Genomic DNA, 16,929 nt, shown 5'->3' with positions numbered 1-16,929 from the left:
GCACTACATCTAGTATACCACAAAATTCGTTTTCGTCAATAGTTATTTTACCTGTTCTGCAACAACTTCCAGAGTTTTTTGCAGGGCATCCGGAATTCCTGCCGGATTCTTTCCTCCGGCCTGAGCCATACCGGGACGTCCGCCGCCGCCGCCGCCCACACAGGCTGCAATGGCTTTGATCAGGTTGCCCGCATGGGCTCCCTTCTTCTGAGCTCCATCGGTAACGGTCGCCATCAGGTTCACCTTTCCGGCAGTTTCGGAAATAATGACCACAACGCCCTCACCCAGCTTCTCCTTCATCTGATCGCCCAGATTTCTGAGGCCGTTCATATCCACATCCTTCACGCTGACAGCCAGAACACGGACACCGTTCACCTCAGTCACCTGATTCATCACATCGCCCATGGCTTCGTTGGCCAGCTTGCTCTTAAGCTTTTCATTCTCGGAATGAAGGGTCTTAATCTCCTCCTGAAGAGCTTCAATCTTCTTAATCAGACCGGAGGGCTCTGTTTTTGCCGCCTTTGCCGCTTCATGAAGCTGCGTATCCAGTTCTTTGTAATGGCGGAAAACTCCCTTGCCGGTCAGCGCCTCGATTCTCCGAACGCCTGCTGCAATGCCGGCCTCGGAAATGATCTTGAAGGTGGTAACGGCTGCTGTATTTGCCACATGGGTACCGCCGCAGAGCTCTTTGGAGAAATCTCCCATGGATACCACGCGGACAGTATCGCCGTATTTCTCACCAAAGAGAGCCATGGCACCCGCCTTTTTGGCTTCATCGATGCCCATGATTTCCGTCTGAACGGGAATTGCCGCTGCGATCTCCTCATTGACGATATCCTCCACCCGCTCAATCTCCTCTGCTGTCATGGCAGAGAAATGGGTAAAGTCGAAGCGAAGCCGATCGGCAGCAACGAAAGAGCCTGCCTGTTCCACATGGGAACCGAGGACGATACGCAGAGCCTTCTGTAAAAGATGGGTTGCACTGTGGTTTTTGCAGGTCTCCGTACGGTTCTCCGCATCCACCTTCATGACCACGTGGCTTCCTACCCGGAACATGCCCCTGGTGACATGGCCCACATGGCCGACCTTGCCGCCCTGAAGCTTGATCACATCCTCTACCACAAACTCAGCATCTTCGGCGCTGATCACACCGGTATCGGCCTTCTGGCCGCCCATGGTGGCATAGAAGGGCGTTTTATCGGTAATGATGGTTCCTGTCTGGCCATCGGTCAGCGCTTCTACAATTTCATCGGCTGTGGTGAGCGCTGTTACCACGCCCTCATCACTCAGCCTGTCATAGCCTGTAAATTCCGTTGTAAGCTCCGGGTCAAGGGCCTGGTAAATATCCTCGCGGCCCATGTAATTGCTGGTCTTTCTTGCGCATCTCGCCATCTTCCTCTGAACATCCATGGCCTTTTTAAAGCCATCCTCGTCCACGGAAAAGCCCTTCTCCTCCAGGATCTCCTTTGTCAGATCCAGCGGGAAGCCATAAGTATCATAAAGCCGAAAGGCATCTTCGCCGGAAAGTTCCTTCTTTCCCTCCGCCTTTAACTTTTCTTCCAGGTCACTCAGAATGCTCAGACCCTGATCGATGGTCTTTCCGAACTTGTCCTCCTCCTCGGTGAGAACCTTGAAGATCATTTCCTTCTTCTCATCGAGCTCCGGATAGCCGTCCTTGGAAAGCTCAATAACGGTCTCGGAGAGCTTGGCAAGGAATCTTCCCTCAATGCCCAGAAGCCTGCCATGACGGGCAGCACGGCGGAGAAGTCTTCTCAGCACATAGCCCCGTCCTTCGTTGGAGGGCATAATGCCGTCGGAGATCATAAAGGTGCAGGAACGGATATGGTCTGTGATGAGACGCAGGGAAACATCCTTCTTTTCATCCTCCTGATAGGAAACACCTGCAAGGGAAGACACCTTGTCAAGTAAAGCCTTGATGGTATCCACAGCAAAGATGGAATCCACATCCTGAACTACCACAGCCAGACGTTCCAGTCCCATGCCGGTGTCGATATTCTTCTGTTCCAGTGTCGTGTAATTGTTGTGGCCGTCGTTGTTGAACTGGGTAAACACATTGTTCCAGACCTCCATGTAACGGTCACAATCGCAGCCTACCGTACAGCCGGGCCTGCCGCAGCCGTACTTCTCGCCTCTGTCATAATAGATCTCAGAGCAGGGACCGCAAGGACCTGCGCCATGCTCCCAGAAATTGTCCTCCTTGCCGAATTTGAAAATTCTCTCAGCCGGGATACCGATCTCCTTGTTCCAGATATCAAAGGCCTCGTCATCTTCCACATATACGGACGGATACAGCCTGTCCGCCGAAAGGCCAACCACCTGGGTCAGAAATTCCCAGGACCAGGAAATGGCCTCTCTCTTAAAATAATCTCCAAAGGAAAAGTTGCCCAGCATCTCAAAGAAGGTGCCGTGACGGGCCGTCTTTCCCACATTTTCAATATCACCTGTACGGATACACTTCTGGCAGGTGGTAACTCTTCTTCTGGGCGGAATTTCCTGGCCCGTAAAATAAGGCTTTAAGGGTGCCATACCTGAGTTGATCAGGAGCAGACTGTTGTCATTATGAGGCACCAGTGAGAAGCTTTTCATGGCCAGATGGCCCTTGCTCTCAAAGAATTCCAGAAACATCCGTCTCAGTTGATTTACACCGTACTTTTCCACAATCATTCCTCCACGCATCTTATTCTGCCGTTTATTTCTCCGCAGGGTCTTTCTCTGCCTTTGCATTTTTACGTTTTCTGAATTTTATCCCGCACATCACACCGCCGAAGGCGACTGCGCCCAGAAAAATGAATTTCACTGCCAGCTGATAAAGCTCCGAAAAAAATGCTCCCATGGAAATCCCTCCTATGCAGACAAAACATAAATTTACTCATTATCATATCCTATCACAGACCGTTTGTTTCTGCAAGTTTTTTCTTGCGGTTCCTGTCCTTTCCAGTTATACTGAAACCAAAACGGAATGAGGGAGGTATTTCTTTGAAAATCATAGATGCGCATATTCATTATTGCCCGAAAAAACCTTATTTTGATACCATTGCACGGGAAGCCGGCCATGAAAATACAGAAAGCCATCTTCTCCGGGAGTTTAAAAGACTCGGCATTGAACACGCCGTGGTGATGGGAAATCAGACTCTGGATTCGGACGCTGCTTCCTTCCCGGAAAGTCTTTCCTGGTGTGTCGGCATTGATGAACGGTTTTTTACGGAAGAAACGCCGTCCTGGTGGTATGACAGGACAGAACGTCTGCTCGCCTCAAAGGCCTGCGTCGGAATCAAGCTCTATCCCGGCTACTCCCATCATTATATTACCGATAAAAAGTACGAGCCCATTTATGAGCTGGCTGAGTTCTTTCATAAGCCGGTGGCTGTCCACACAGGCGCCACTGCCGGAACAGGTGCCATGCTCAAATACAGCCATCCGCTCATTGTGGACGAGGCAGCTGTCCGGTTTCCCGGCGTCCGGTTTGTTCTCTGTCATCTTGGCAATCCATGGATCACCGATGCCGCAGCTGTCCTTGACAAGAATGAAAATGTGACTGCCGATCTTTCCGGCATACTGGAGGGAAATCCCTCTATGGATCAGTTCTTAAAGGATAAGGCAGGGTATCTTTCGCATATCCGCACATGGCTTGAGTATCTTGACCGCTATGACAAGCTCATGTACGGAACTGACTGGCCCCTTGCAAACATGGAGGGGTATATCGCCTTTACCATGTCCCTGATTCCGGAAAAAAAGTGGGATCAGGTCTTTTATGAAAATGCCAGGCGCATTTACGGACTTTAAATCTCTGTGACAAGGCCCTCATCCACAAGAAGCATGCTTTCCGTTCCGTCGGCCGCCGCTGTGGCAAGTAGGTCACACCGTTCATTCTCCGGATGACCGGCATGTCCCTTTACCCATCGGAAGGTGACCTGATGGGGAGCCTTTGCCGCCAGGAGCCGCTTCCAGAGGTCCACATTCTTCACCGGTTCATTTTTTCCTCTCTTCCATCCCTTCCTGATCCAGCTCTCCAGCCAGTGCTCGGTAAAAGCCCTGACCACATAGGCGGAATCGGAAACCACCTCCACCTGGCAGGGACGGTTCAGGGCTTCCAGTCCGGCAATGACCCCCATAAGCTCCATCCGGTTATTGGTGGTTTTTTTATAACCTGCCGACAGTTCTTTTTCATGAAGGATCCCCTTTCCGTCCACATACTGAAGAACTGCACCGTATCCGCCCGGTCCGTCCGGATTTCCTCTGGCTGAACCGTCTGTATATAAAGTAACCTTCATCATTCTGCCGACTCACTCCTTTTCTTCCAGACTCCATTTTCCTGTCTCTACAAAACGCTCTGCCATCTGCCCGGCAGCCTCAATGATCTCTTTTTCATATCCCATGATTCCCAGAAGCCGTATGGCATTCCGGCTCCTGGCCCGCCCTGTCTCCAGATGATAGGAAAAGGTAATATCGTTGTCCTCCACCTGCTCCTCAAAATGATAGTTGTCATAAAGCTCTTCCAGAAGCCTTGTCAGCTCGATATCGTGGGTGGCTGCAAAGCAGAGCACCTGTTTTCCGGCCATGCTTTCCAGAATCTTGGATGAGGCGGAGATTCGTTCCACGGTATTGGTACCCCTTAAGACCTCGTCCACAAAGCACAGCACAGAGCTTTCTCCCCCAATGGCATCCAGAATCCGCTTCAGTGCCTTGATCTCCACCATGTAATAACTTTCTCCGGTTTCCAGACTGTCCGTGAGCGCCATGGATGAATAGACACGGCAAAAATCTGTTTCAAAGCGTTCTGCCGCCGCCGTATAAATAGTCTGGGCCAGGATGGCATTGATCCCCACCGTTTTTAAAAAGGTAGATTTGCCGGAGGCATTGGAACCGGTGATCAGAACCGGCCGGTCCGTAGAAATGGAATTTGCCACAGCATGTTCCACCAAAGGATGGTACATGTTTTGTCCGTCAAGGGTATGTCCAGGTGTTTCATGAAGCATCGGCTTGCAGAAGAAAGGAGCCCAGTCCCGGAAGGATCCGATACACAGGGAAAGCTCCAGCTTTCCAAGAGTTTCGATGAGACGTTCCAGGGTATCTCCCTTGTCCCGGACAGTCGTTGCCATCTGACGAAACAGGATCAGATCCAGATGGGTGATCATACAGAAATAATCCAGCACAGCTTTGATCAGATTTCCTCCCATACTGGACTTGTCCACCAGGATCCAGGCCTGGCGGCGCACCTGCCGGAACGCACTGCAGTCCCGGTTAAGTAAAGCTCCATAGGACTCCAGAAGCGATTCCTCTGCCCGGATCCTTCCGATCCTGTTTCCGTATTCCACCAGATCCGCCACCTGGGACATACAGGTAAAATAGACGCCCATATCACCCTTATATTTAAAGTACGTGACCATATTGATGACGATAGCTCCCACTAAAGCGCCGATGCCGTAATAGGGACTGGCAGCAAAAGCCGCCACAGACGCTCCCAGAAGTACCAGAGCCAGCACGTGGGGCCAGAGCGGAAAGGCCGGCAGCTCCGACAGCTTCCCGATATAATCGGAAAGGGCGATCCTGTGTTTTCTTCCCATTTTTGCAAAGCAGACACCGTACTGCTCCCGAACCTCAGGATGGGACCGGAAATAATCTGCCAGCTCTGAGCGCTCCTCTAAAATCTTCCTGTCAAATTCCGGAGTGCGGAGCGCCCAGTACAGATACTCCTCCCCAACAGCCGAGCCGGCCGTATTGAGGAGCATGAAAATCTCATCCATGCCCATATCATTCCAGGTGATGTCATCGATATGGAACCGGTTATCTTTTTTTCTTTCAAAATAATGGGATATTTTATCATATTCCTCCAGAGAATACTCTCTCTCCGGAGCCTTTCCCCACTGTTCCCTGACCTTCTGTTCCAGCTTTTTAATACGCTTTCTCTCAGCCAGCACTCCCTGTACGATGAGAAAAGCGAACACCGCCAGAAAAAAATACACATATGTCATCGTCTGTCCATCCATCGTTTCATCCTCCTGCTATATACCAGGTGTTTCCCTCAGTATATAAGTATGTGCACGGAATGTCAAATAAATCTCCATTCCCGCTTCTGCACGCTATTCTGCACAGACATTAAAAATCCATCAGATAATAATGCAGATCATTCCGCCGTTTCCGTCGTTGATGATCTTCTGAAGGGTGTCCTGAAGCTTCTGCTGGCAGGACTCCGTCAGTTGGGCAATCTTTGCTTCCATACCGTCCGTGACGATCTGCTCGATGGATTTTCCGAAAATACTGGTGTTCCATACACCGTCCTCGTTGTCCCGGCTGTTTTTCTTAATGTAGGCGATCAGATCCTCAGCCTGCTTTTCATCTCCTACAATGGGTGCAAGCTCTGTTTCCAGAGACGCGCGGATGAGATTGATGGAGGGCGCCTGGGCATGGATCTTGACCCCATATTTATTTCCGTGTTTGATCACCTCCGGATCATCCAGTAGGATCTCACTCCTCTCCGGCATAATGACGCCATATCCCTTCTGCCGCACCGCTTCCAGAGCGTTTTTAAGCTTCTCATATTCTCCCTTTGTTTTCGCAAACTGTTTGAGGATCCCCATAAGCTGATATTCTCCGCCTATTTCCAGTCCGGTATAATCGCTCAGGATCTGATAGTAGACGGTCTCATCCACCGCCACATCCATGGCAGCAGTTCCGTCCGAATAATCAGCCTTTCGAAGCCGGATCCCCTTCACGGGTGAAGTCTCCTCCTGCTCATACTCCTGACGGATATCCCTCATATGAAGAACGCTTTCCATCAGTCCTCTCACGATCGCGATGATCTTTTCCTTCAACGGATGAGACGCCGGAAGGATCTCCGCCCATTTCGGCATATAGAAATCCAGCTCCGTCACCGGAAATTCATTCAGCACCTCCCCAAGGATCCTGGTAATATCATCCTTTTTCAACTGTTCACAATTGACCGGAAGCACCTGCACCCCATACTCCTCTTTTAACTTTCCTGCAAGCTCTTTTGCCTCGTCGGAATAAGGCCTGCTGGTGTTCAGGAGCATGATAAACGGTTTTCCGATTTTTTTTAGCTCTTCTATTGTCTGCTTTTCCGCTTCTATGTAAGCATTCCTCGGAATTTCTCCGAAGGAACCATCTGTGGTTATGACGATCCCGATGGTGGAATGCTCTCTTATTACTTTTTCGGTCCCGAGGGCGGCTGCCTGCGTGAAAGGAATCTCATAATCAAACCAGGGAGTTTTTACCAGCCGTTCCTCATCATTTTCTACATGGCCGCTGGCGCCCTCTACCATAAATCCGACACAGTCGATGAGTCGCACCTTCACCTGCGCATCCCCCACCTTGATTTCTGCCGCTTCCTTTGGTATGAATTTGGGCTCCGTCGTCATAATGGTCTTTCCCGCCGCTGACTGGGGAAGCTCATCCTGCGCCCTGCTTTTTTCATGGGAATCCGTCATACCCGGAAGGACAAGAAGATCCATAAACCGTTTAATAAAGGTGGATTTTCCTGTCCGCACAGGTCCCACTACTCCGATATAGATTTCCCCGCCGGTCCTGGCCTGGATATCTTTGTATACATGAAAATTGTCCATAAAAAATCCCTCCTGTATATGCTGATTAAGTATATGCAGAAGGGATTTGCCATTATGCTGTTTACTCGGTGATTTCCACCCGGTTGGCCCGCTCTGTGCGGACGATGCAGACCCAGGTGCGTCCCTGGTTCAGCTTGATCTCGTTGCCCTCAGAATCATAGTAATGGGTCACACCCCATTCCCCGTCCTTTTTCCAGGTGACGGGAATGACCTTTCCATCGGTGATAAACTGGCCGACGCCTTCTCCATGGACAAAAATGTTCAGATAATCCGTATCATAATAATGCTCATAATCACAGACCTGAATGATGATATTTTTATAAGTCAGCTGTGTATCGTCATTCCCCACGTCCACGTGGGGCGCCTCAAACTGATACCGGTAATAAAGTCCGTCCCCTTCATTGTATTCAAACCAGGGCTTGTTGGATACATATCCCACAGACACTTTGTTTGCCGGAGTTGCTCCGGGCATATAAGGCATCTCGCCGTCCTTCACAAACTGATAATGGCCGGTGTAGCTTTCCGGATATTCCGTAGAATAGCCCAGCTTTTCTATAGCGTATTTGATCTCCTCGCCGTTGGTGAAATGGTGGTGCGGCTGCTCTCTGCCCGGCATGCTGTGATATGCCCATTCGCTGGCACCGGTCACACCGTTGACACAGTCACACATGCCGCCCTCCAGATAAGGCCTTGCATATTCGCACTGTCCGTAATGGAAGAAAATCGATTCAAATTCCTTCTGGAAGAAAGCGTGATACGTTCTGGCACTCCGGATGGAGCCGATCTCCTGTATATCATCATACTGCTCAAAAAAAGCCACAAACCGAACGGCACTGGCTTCTCCCGGGGCCTCATAGACCACATCGGCAGCACTCAGTCCGTAGGTTGGCTGTGCATCCTTCACATTGCTGATCATCACGGCAACCGGACGCCTGCGTCCGATCTCCTCCGGCACCCACTCTCCGGTAAGGTAGCTTCGTACCATACCATCCGGGCACGCCTCGGTTTCCGGCTCCGTCTCTGCCTCCGTCGTGGGCGGTGCCAGAGTCACCAGCTCAGCCTCCGTCGTCTCAGGTGCCACGGTGGTCTCCTCCGCTTTCTTTCCACAGCCTGCAGCCATGACAGCCACAAGCATCAAAGCCAGTCCTGTCCGCAAGCCTCTTGTCCATTTCTTTTTCATACTTCTTTTGCCTCCCTCCGGTAGTGTTGCTGTTAATACATTTTACCATATATAGTGGAAATCCGCAATGAAAAAACCTGTTTGGAACCATTTATAAGCCCTGTATTCAGAAAAATACTTGCGTCTTTTTTTTTTCTGTGCTATATTTGGTGAAGTCAACTGACAAGACAGCTGCTATTTAAAATATTTACACTTAATTCTCCGGTTTTACATAAAAAACCGAAGGCACACAGAAAGGCGGTAACACATATGAAAAAATGGCTGAACCGGCTGTTTATCGACGGTCTGAGCGGTATGGCAACAGGCCTCTTCTCCACCCTCATCGTGGGAACCATCATCCAGCAGATCGGAAACCTCATTGGAGGCACGGTGGGAAGCTACTTATTCTTTTTCGGAAAAATGGCGGCAGCACTGACCGGTGCCGGAATCGGCTGCGGCGTTGCCTGCAAATTCAAGGAAAGCCCCCTGGTTGTCCTTTCCGCTGCCACCACCGGTATGGTGGGCGCTTTCGCCAGCAAGATCATTGCCGGGCAGGTGCTTGTGGATGGAACAATCGTCCTCGCCGGTCCCGGAGAGCCTCTTGGAGCTTTTATTGCAGCCTATGTGGGCATTGAGCTCGGTCACCTGATCGCAGGAAAGACAAAGCTTGATATCGTACTGACTCCCATCGTCTGCATCGTTTCCGGTTCGGTCATCGGCCTGATCTTAAGCCCGCCCATCTCAGCTTTTATGACCTCCCTGGGAGCGCTCATCAACTGGGGCACCGAGCAGCAGCCTTTCCTCATGGGAATCATTGTTTCTGTCCTCATGGGCATGATCCTGACCCTTCCCATCAGTTCTGCAGCGCTTGGTGTATCCTTAAGCCTTGCGGGACTGTCGGCGGGAGCTGCCACCGTTGGGTGCTGTGCCAACATGATCGGATTTGCAGTCGCCAGCTATAAGGAAAACAAAATGGGCGGATTTCTGGCACAAGGTATCGGTACCAGCATGCTTCAGGTTCCCAACATTGTAAGAAAGCCCATTATCTGGCTGCCAGCCATCATCACCAGCGCCATTTTAGGACCCCTCTCCACCATGGTCTTCCATATGACTAACAACCCTGTCGGATCGGGAATGGGAACTGCCGGACTGGTGGGACAGATCATGACCTTCCAGACTATGGCTGCCACCGAAGGCGCCGCCATGGTACTGTTTAAAATCGTACTCCTCCATTTCCTGCTTCCGGGTGTGCTGGCTTATGTCATCTCCTGGTTTATGCGGAAAAAGGGCTGGATCAAGGAAGGCGATATGAAGCTGGATGTTTAAACTCTGATATCTCAAACAGGAAAAGGTACTCAGCCGTAGATGCCGGGTACCTTTTTTTGCTTTTATTTTTCTTCGGCCAGAGAAATCATCCTCCGATTCAGCTGCCTCATCCATTCCGCAGGTACCTTTTGTACCAGTCTGTCATATGTGAGGAGCCCGTTGACCTCCTCCTCCACATCGGAAAGCTGGGTGTACACGGCACCGCAGAGGCCTTTTCGGATCTGAGGAAACACCGTTTGTTCCAGTAGCTTTTCCACCCCTCTGCAAAAATCCTCCGACTTGTCAAAGGTCTTGTAGCCGTAAATTTTTTCTGACTGGCAATGACCGTCCACCCGCAGAGAATATCCTCCGTACTCTGTGAGAACTGCTGCACGGTCCTCCTTCCGGAAGGTGAAGGGCAGAAAATAGGAATGAATGCTTTGGATGTCCCCGCCTTTCTGATCATACCATCCGCTTGCCTGATCGATCAGTCTCGTGTTATCCATCCGGCGGATCTCTTCCGTGATCTTTTCCGCGTCAAACTGTCCCCAGCCTTCATTGAAAGGTACCCAGCAGACAATAGACGGATGGTTGTAAAGAGTCTTTATCATATCCCGAAGCTCCCGTCTGAACTGGTTCCTGCCCTCTCTCTCCCTTCTGGACAGCAGCCGCCTGTGGGAGTCCTTCACTGAAATTTTGAGATAGCTGAAGGCGGTGGCCAGATACGTAACAAACCAGTCCTGATACGCACTTCCTCCATTTACCATATCCTGCCATACCAGCATTCCCAGCCTGTCACAGTGATAATACCAACGGGCCGTTTCCACCTTCACATGCTTTCTGAGCATGCGATAGCCCATGGCTTTCGCCGACTGAACATCAAAAATGAGCGCTTCGTCGCATGGTGCCGTATAAAGCCCGTCAGGCCAGTACCCCTGATCCAGGAGTCCGGTCTGAAAGTAAGGCTTATGGTTGAGATACAGTCCGGCATTCCCCGTTTCATCCTTCTCCACCGTACAGGTTCGCATGGCAAAATAACAGAGGACCCGGTCCTTTTCTGTCTCCAGGAGAAGTCCGTAAAGAAAAGGATCTTCCGGTGACCAGTTTTTAAAACCTTGTAGCGGCAGCTCCGTTTCCCTTCCCGTCACAGCCCTTCTGGAGATGACGATATCATGATCAGGAATAGTCCCCGAAAAATTCCCATTCAAAAAGGCATCCAGACACTCCTCATCGAAAGCCTCAAAGACAGTCATCGAGACAGGTTCCCTTTTCCCTGTCACGGCACGGACAAACACGGAACCCCTGTCATAGTCGGGTCGGATACGCACATGACGAAGATACTGGTCCGGCACGACCTCCAGCCATACGGTCTGCCAGATCCCGCTCTGCGCCGTATAATACATACCGCCGGATGCAAGCTTCTGTTTTCCACGGCTGTGCCAGCCGGTATCGCTAATATCCCTGACCTTTACAAGAAGCTCATGCTCCCCGCTTTTCCCTTTTATCAATTCCGTAATATCCAGAGTAAAGGGCAGATAGCCTCCCACATGGCTTCCAGCCTTTTGTCCGTCCACATATACGCAGCAGGACTGATCCACCGCTCCGAAATGGAGAAGCAGCCTGTCTTTTTCACCGACAGAAAGCTCCTCTTTCCCAAAACACCTTCTGTACCAGAGCCATTCCTCCGGCTTCAGTCTTTTTCCCACACCGGAAAGGGGCGCTTCGGGAGAAAAAGGGACGAGAATCTGTCCCTGAAAAGCCTTCGGAACCTTCTCGTCCTCTGTAATGGCATACTCCCACAGTCCGTTCAGATTTTTCCAGTTCGGTCTTGCAAAATCCGGACGCGGATATTCTTTCCAGACATTCTCCGGCGTAACAAGCCTGCTCCATCTTGTTTTCAGTTCTGCCATACGTACGTCTCGCTTTCTGTAAAATGGTCAACTATCGGTTTCTCAGAAAAGCGGTGCAAAAATCCGGAGGACCGCATCAAACAGCCCGCCGAGAATTCCGGTCCGACAATCCTTAAGAAAAACCTGTCTGCTCTTTTTAATGGTCGCAATGGCATCCTTCTTAAGCTCCATGACCGCATCCGTCTGATACATAAAGGTTCCGCATTCAAAATGCAGATATAAACTCCGGTAATCCATATTGATAGTGCCTACCACAGCAAACTCATCATCGCACACATAACTCTTAGCGTGAATGAAGCCCGGTGTATATTCGTAAATTTTTACGCCGGCCTTTAAAAGGGGCGAATAATTGGAACGGGTCAGGCGGAATACGATCGGCTTGTCCGGAATCCCCGGAGTCACGATCCGCACATCCACTCCCCTCCTTGCAGCAAGGGAAAGAGCCAGCTTCATTTCGTTATCCACGATCAAATACGGAGTGAAAATATAACAGTAATGTTTCGCCTGATTTAGAATCTGAATATAGACATTTTCGGCAACCGTCTCATTGTCCAGCGGTGTGTCACTGAAGGGCTGCACATATCCGCGGCCGGTAAAAGGAGCCGGATGATGGATCCTTGGCTTGTACTCCTCAAGCTTTCCCTCCTCTTTTCGGTAGCTGTTCCACATTTCCAGAAACATCAGCGTGAAATTCCAGACGCCTTCCCCATGAAGCCGGATGCCGGTATCCTTCCAATGACCGAACCGGGATTTGATATTGATATATTCATCGGACAGATTAATGCCGCCGGTATAGGCCGTATGGCCGTCAATGACCAGGATCTTCCGATGGTCTCTGTGATTCATTACCATGGCAAAAAACGGTACCACCGGGTTGAAGGCCATGCATTTGATACCCTTAGACTCCATATACCGGTCAAAGCCCCTGGGAAGAAGTGCTACGCAGCCCATATCGTCGTATATGAGACGCACATCCACCCCCTGGGATACCTTCCGCTCCAGGACCTCCATGATCCTGTTCCACATGGTTCCTTCACTGATAATGAAATATTCCAGAAAAATATAATACTGTGCCTTTTCCAGATCCTCCAGCATATCCCGGAACATGAGCTCACCGATCGGGTAGTATTTTGTATCTGTATTTTTATAGAGACTGTAATCACTGGCATTTTTCAGATAAATGCTGATCCCGGAGGCCCGTTCATCCATAGCGCGCATCTCCCGGATAGGAGTCTCATCATTCTGAAAGCCCTTCACCAGACGATGATGCTCTTCGTTGAGGCGCTTGCGCATCTTTTTCGAGGGATTCTTATTTCCCCAGAACAGATACATCAATCCGCCGAAAAGAGGCAGACACAGAATCAGAATGATCCAGGCAATTTTGTAGGCGGAGCATTCATCCTTTCCGATGATGTAGAGTACCATGAGGATACTCAGGACCGAAAATGCAGTGTTGATCCAGACAGAATAACTGCTGAGGCGCAGAAGGAACACCACCATCCATACCGCCTGGATGATCAAAAGCAGCGCCGTGACTACAATTCTGTTTGTTATCAGCTTTTTATACTTTTTCATACGTCTCGCTTCATTCCTTACTCTGTAAAAGCAGCAGCTGTCTCAAGGGCCACCTGCATCATGTTGGTAAAGCCAGTCTGACGCTCTGCAGCCGAAAGCCCTTCGCCGGTGACAATGGAATCGGATACTGTAAAAATTCCAAGGGCCCGTACTCCGGCACGGTTTGCATTGCAGTAGAGCGCATAGCTTTCCATCTCAATGGACAGGATTCCCATTTTCGCCCATTCCTTCCATTCCGGTGTCTCCGTATAAAACAGATCGGAGGACAGGATATTTCCCACCTGACAGGAATACCCATGCTCCCTGGCTGAACGTACAGCACATTCTAAAAGCTCATAGGATGCCGTAGCTGAATATGTTCCCGGCAGCCTGTACTGATGGGCAAAATTTCCGTCAGTGCTGGCGCCCATGGCCATGACCAGCTCTCCCACCTTAAGACTCTCCTGAATGCTTCCGCAGGAGCCCACACGGATCAGATTTTTTACACCGTAAAAATGAATCAGCTCATAAGTATAGATTCCGATAGAGGGGCATCCCATCCCGGTCCCCATGACCGAAATTCTTTTTCCTCCGTAGGTACCGGTAAATCCAAGCATATTTCTTACAGAATTGAACTGTTTGACATCCTCAAGGAAATGCTCTGCAATAAACTGGGCCCGCAAAGGATCGCCCGGCAGCAGAATGCTTTCTGCAATTTCGTTCGTACCTGCCTGGTTATGTGGAGTTGCCATTGCTTTTCCTCCTTGTCTGTTTTTTGTTTTATCATACCATATATTGGGGAATATTGCCAGAAATTGTATTGATTATTTCCTTATGGAATATTATAATCGGAATGTTGAGTTTTTTACATCGTTTCAATCAATCAAAAGGGAGATTTTTATGCTGTACATCATCATAGCCATTATTTCGGGCGCCATGATCTCTGCGCAGAGCAGCTACAATGGCATGCTCTATCCTTTCATCGGCGTTCTGGGTGTCGGGTTCATCAGCCAGCTTCTTAATGCATTTTTCAGCCTGCTCATGGAGCTCATTGCCACGAAAAAATTTCCGAAGCCCAACGGCATGCCTTTCCATGCCTGCTTCGGCGGTGTCTGCGCTATTTTTGTTCTGGGTTTTTCCGGATATCTGGTAGCCCATCTGGGAAGCGCCGTAACCGTATGCCTCTCCGTATCGGGACAGCTGATCATGTCGGCCGTGGTTGACCATTTCGGCTTTTTCGGTTCCGAAAAGGTGGCGTTCCATGCAAACCGTCTGCCCGGTTTTCTCTGCATTCTGGCCGGTGTCTTTGTCATTAATTTTGTGGGAGCAGATTCCTTTACCTCCGTTCCCAACAAGGGGCTTCTGTTCCTGCTTCTTTTATTTGCCATCGGCATTGGCTGCATCACCGTATTTGCAAGAATGTTTAATTTTGAAGCCAGCCATTATGTGGGAAAAATTGCAGGCAGCTTTTATAATGCCGGTTTCGGTGCGATCATTGCCTTTTTCCTGTTCTTAGCCGCTTCCGGTTTCCGGATCCCCGCGGAAGGCTTCCTTATCGCTCCGAAGATCGCATATCTGACCGGACCGCTGGGTGCCTTTGCCTGTGTACTGAACAACATGGCATATTCAAAGATGAAGGTGTTCCATGCCACGATTTTCCTTCTTATCGGTCAGATCGGCGCCAGCATCGTTGCAGACCTGATCCTTCTTGGGAATTTCCCTATGGGAAAGCTTCTCGGCATCGCTGTTGTCTGCCTCGGTATCTTTCTGGACAAGCGGGCTGCTGTCCGGAAATAATCATCCTTCATAAGAAATTTTTTATCCCTGCGCCTGTTCTCACAGGCGCAGGCCTTTTATGTCCTTGATTCTCGAATATGTTTTGTGAGGATGTTGATAATAATGAAAAAAGATCTGACTACCGGAAACATCACTTCCACCATGCTTTGTTTTGCCTTTCCCATGATCCTTGGAAATCTTCTCCAGCAGCTTTACAACATTGCAGATACCCTGATCATCGGTCAGTTTTTAGGCTCCAATGCCCTGGCAGCCGTTGGCTCCGCCTATACACTGATGACCTTTCTGATCTCCATCCTGCTGGGCCTGTGCATGGGAAGCGGCGCCGTGTTTTCCACCCGTTTTGGGGAAAGAAATATGGAACAGCTCAAGTACAGTATTTCCGCTTCCTTTCTTCTGATAGCTGTCTGTACCATGGTTCTCAACGCAGCAGTTTTTATTTTCATCGACCCGATTATGCACCTGTTACAGATTCCTGATGAGATCTACGTCATGATGCGAAGCTATCTGTGGGTCATCTTTCTGGGAATCGCTGCTACCTTCCTTTATAACTTCTTTGCTTCTCTCCTGCGTGCCATCGGAAACTCGGTGATTCCTCTTCTGTTTCTCGGAATCTCCGCCCTTTTGAATATTGTCCTGGACCTGATCTTTGTACTGGTTGTTCACTGGGGTGCCCCCGGTGCGGCAGCCGCCACCGTGATCTCCCAGTACGTGTCCGGCATCGGAATTCTGATCTATACACTGGTGAAATTCCCTGAGCTTCGTCTTGAAAAGCGGCATATGAAGCTTAAAAAGGGCATGCTTCCGGAAATCTCCCAGTTTTCCTTTTTAACCTGCCTTCAGCAGTCCATCATGAACTTTGGAATCCTGATGGTTCAGGGGCGGGTCAACAGCTTTGGTCCAACGGTCATGGCCGCATTCGCAGCCGCCGTCAAAATTGATTCCTTTGCCTATATGCCGGTACAGGACTTCGGAAACGCTTTTTCCACCTTTATCGCGCAGAATTACGGTGCCAGGAAGATGGATCGGATCAAAAAGGGGATCCGGAGCGCTCTGATCACCTCTCTCGTATTCTGCCTGATTCTCTCTCTGACAGTCTGTCTCTTTGCAAGACCACTTATGATGATCTTTGTAAAAACCTACGAAACAGAAATTCTGACCATTGGCGTTCAGTATCTGCGGATCGAAGGAGCTTTTTACTGCGGAATCGGATGTCTGTTTTTGCTCTATGGTCTTTACCGGGCCATTCAGAAACCTGGCATGTCTGTGGTTCTCACCATTGTCTCTCTGGGAACCCGTGTGATCCTGGCTTATACTCTCTCCGCTATTCCTGCGGTAGGCGTCATCGGCATCTGGGTCTCCGTTCCAATCGGCTGGTTCCTTGCTGATGCCCTGGGGCTTGGCTATTACTGGCTCCATAGGAAACACATTCTGCCGGGCTCTGTCACCTCACAGAACGGCTGTCTATGAGTTTCTGAAGCCGAAGGGGCTGTAAAATAAGTCCCTGATTAAGAAGCGCCAACTCCGGCAAATGTCGGTTTTGGCGTTTCTTTGTATGAATTTTTCTATTTCTGAGCAAGTCTGCATCTTTTGGTATAAAAAATGG

13 protein-coding genes are annotated in these 16,929 nt (G+C 49.9%); 4 read left to right on the top strand and 9 right to left on the bottom strand.

Features of this window, described 5'->3' with window-relative positions:
- Nucleotides 1–42: 42 nt before the first annotated feature.
- Together alaS and QJ036_RS08830 are read right to left on the bottom strand one after the other, a co-directional pair.
- The gene (gene alaS / locus QJ036_RS08835) at nucleotides 43–2,685 is read right to left on the bottom strand and encodes an alanine--tRNA ligase (protein ID WP_283231026.1); all 2,643 of its coding nucleotides are present in this window, start codon (nucleotides 2,683–2,685) and stop codon (nucleotides 43–45) included.
- Nucleotides 2,686–2,710: 25 nt separating this feature from the next.
- Complete coding sequence (locus QJ036_RS08830; RefSeq protein WP_283231025.1) at nucleotides 2,711–2,854, bottom strand: hypothetical protein; 144 nt, start codon at nucleotides 2,852–2,854, stop codon at nucleotides 2,711–2,713.
- Between the two features lie 143 nt (nucleotides 2,855–2,997).
- Here QJ036_RS08830 and QJ036_RS08825 point away from each other — a divergent pair, with 143 nt between their 5' ends.
- Nucleotides 2,998–3,804 carry an amidohydrolase family protein gene (locus tag QJ036_RS08825; RefSeq protein ID WP_283231024.1) on the top strand — a complete coding sequence of 269 codons (807 nt, stop codon included), beginning with the start codon at nucleotides 2,998–3,000 and terminating at the stop codon, nucleotides 3,802–3,804.
- On the opposite strand, the gene rnhA is transcribed toward QJ036_RS08825, so the two are convergent.
- The 4 genes from rnhA to QJ036_RS08805 form a co-directional block, all read right to left on the bottom strand.
- Nucleotides 3,801–4,292, bottom strand: coding sequence for a ribonuclease HI (gene rnhA, locus QJ036_RS08820; protein ID WP_283231076.1), 492 nt, complete (start codon nucleotides 4,290–4,292; stop codon nucleotides 3,801–3,803). The genes QJ036_RS08825 and rnhA overlap by 4 nt on opposite strands.
- Nucleotides 4,293–4,304: 12 nt before the next feature.
- Complete coding sequence (locus QJ036_RS08815; RefSeq protein WP_283231023.1) at nucleotides 4,305–6,008, bottom strand: MutS-related protein; 1,704 nt, start codon at nucleotides 6,006–6,008, stop codon at nucleotides 4,305–4,307.
- Between the two features lie 120 nt (nucleotides 6,009–6,128).
- Nucleotides 6,129–7,601, bottom strand: coding sequence for a stage IV sporulation protein A (gene spoIVA, locus QJ036_RS08810; protein ID WP_283231022.1), 1,473 nt, complete (start codon nucleotides 7,599–7,601; stop codon nucleotides 6,129–6,131).
- 61 nt (nucleotides 7,602–7,662) lie between these two features.
- A complete protein-coding gene (locus tag QJ036_RS08805) occupies nucleotides 7,663–8,781 on the bottom strand; it encodes a DUF3048 domain-containing protein (protein ID WP_283231021.1) in 1,119 nt (372 codons plus the stop codon).
- Between the two features lie 249 nt (nucleotides 8,782–9,030).
- Here QJ036_RS08805 and QJ036_RS08800 point away from each other — a divergent pair, with 249 nt between their 5' ends.
- Nucleotides 9,031–10,086 (top strand): PTS sugar transporter subunit IIC, encoded by a 1,056-nt coding sequence (locus QJ036_RS08800; RefSeq protein ID WP_283231020.1) that lies wholly within the window; start codon nucleotides 9,031–9,033, stop codon nucleotides 10,084–10,086.
- Between the two features lie 62 nt (nucleotides 10,087–10,148).
- Here the strand turns inward: QJ036_RS08800 and QJ036_RS08795 are convergent, their stop codons facing one another.
- The 3 genes from QJ036_RS08795 to deoD are packed head-to-tail and all read right to left on the bottom strand — an operon-like array spanning nucleotide 10,149 to nucleotide 14,281.
- The gene (locus QJ036_RS08795; RefSeq protein ID WP_283231019.1) at nucleotides 10,149–11,975 is read right to left on the bottom strand and encodes a glycoside hydrolase family 2 TIM barrel-domain containing protein; all 1,827 of its coding nucleotides are present in this window, start codon (nucleotides 11,973–11,975) and stop codon (nucleotides 10,149–10,151) included.
- Between the two features lie 42 nt (nucleotides 11,976–12,017).
- Nucleotides 12,018–13,550: a cardiolipin synthase gene (cls, locus tag QJ036_RS08790; protein ID WP_283231018.1), complete on the bottom strand. Its 1,533-nt coding sequence runs from the start codon at nucleotides 13,548–13,550 to the stop codon at nucleotides 12,018–12,020.
- A 17-nt stretch (nucleotides 13,551–13,567) separates the two neighbouring features.
- Nucleotides 13,568–14,281 carry a purine-nucleoside phosphorylase gene (gene deoD / locus QJ036_RS08785; protein ID WP_283231017.1) on the bottom strand — a complete coding sequence of 238 codons (714 nt, stop codon included), beginning with the start codon at nucleotides 14,279–14,281 and terminating at the stop codon, nucleotides 13,568–13,570.
- A 148-nt stretch (nucleotides 14,282–14,429) separates the two neighbouring features.
- Between deoD and QJ036_RS08780 the strand changes: the two genes are divergently transcribed.
- Nucleotides 14,430–15,326, top strand: a complete 897-nt coding sequence (locus tag QJ036_RS08780; RefSeq protein ID WP_283231016.1) for a DMT family transporter — start codon at nucleotides 14,430–14,432, stop codon at nucleotides 15,324–15,326.
- A gap of 102 nt (nucleotides 15,327–15,428) precedes the next feature.
- The gene (locus tag QJ036_RS08775; RefSeq protein WP_283231015.1) at nucleotides 15,429–16,793 is read left to right on the top strand and encodes an MATE family efflux transporter; all 1,365 of its coding nucleotides are present in this window, start codon (nucleotides 15,429–15,431) and stop codon (nucleotides 16,791–16,793) included.
- Nucleotides 16,794–16,929: the final 136 nt, after the last annotated feature.

Origin of the sequence: Fusibacillus kribbianus, from assembly GCF_030053595.1 — a bacterium.
Classification (GTDB): Bacteria; Bacillota; Clostridia; order Lachnospirales; family Lachnospiraceae; genus Lientehia; species Lientehia kribbiana.
The sequence above is the reverse complement of the archived record's forward strand: the minus strand, read 5'-3'. Positions and strand labels throughout refer to the sequence as shown.

Coding starts and splice junctions, on each gene's coding strand:
- alaS (WP_283231026.1), bottom strand. CDS start 2,685: ATGATTGTGGAAAAGTACGGTGTAAATCAACTGAGACGGATGTTTCTG.
- QJ036_RS08830 (WP_283231025.1), bottom strand. CDS start 2,854: ATGGGAGCATTTTTTTCGGAGCTTTATCAGCTGGCAGTGAAATTCATT.
- rnhA (WP_283231076.1), bottom strand. CDS start 4,292: ATGAAGGTTACTTTATATACAGACGGTTCAGCCAGAGGAAATCCGGAC.
- QJ036_RS08815 (WP_283231023.1), bottom strand. CDS start 6,008: ATGGATGGACAGACGATGACATATGTGTATTTTTTTCTGGCGGTGTTC.
- spoIVA (WP_283231022.1), bottom strand. CDS start 7,601: ATGGACAATTTTCATGTATACAAAGATATCCAGGCCAGGACCGGCGGG.
- QJ036_RS08805 (WP_283231021.1), bottom strand. CDS start 8,781: ATGAAAAAGAAATGGACAAGAGGCTTGCGGACAGGACTGGCTTTGATG.
- QJ036_RS08800 (WP_283231020.1), top strand. CDS start 9,031: ATGAAAAAATGGCTGAACCGGCTGTTTATCGACGGTCTGAGCGGTATG.
- QJ036_RS08795 (WP_283231019.1), bottom strand. CDS start 11,975: ATGGCAGAACTGAAAACAAGATGGAGCAGGCTTGTTACGCCGGAGAAT.
- cls (WP_283231018.1), bottom strand. CDS start 13,550: ATGAAAAAGTATAAAAAGCTGATAACAAACAGAATTGTAGTCACGGCG.
- deoD (WP_283231017.1), bottom strand. CDS start 14,281: ATGGCAACTCCACATAACCAGGCAGGTACGAACGAAATTGCAGAAAGC.
- QJ036_RS08780 (WP_283231016.1), top strand. CDS start 14,430: ATGCTGTACATCATCATAGCCATTATTTCGGGCGCCATGATCTCTGCG.
- QJ036_RS08775 (WP_283231015.1), top strand. CDS start 15,429: ATGAAAAAAGATCTGACTACCGGAAACATCACTTCCACCATGCTTTGT.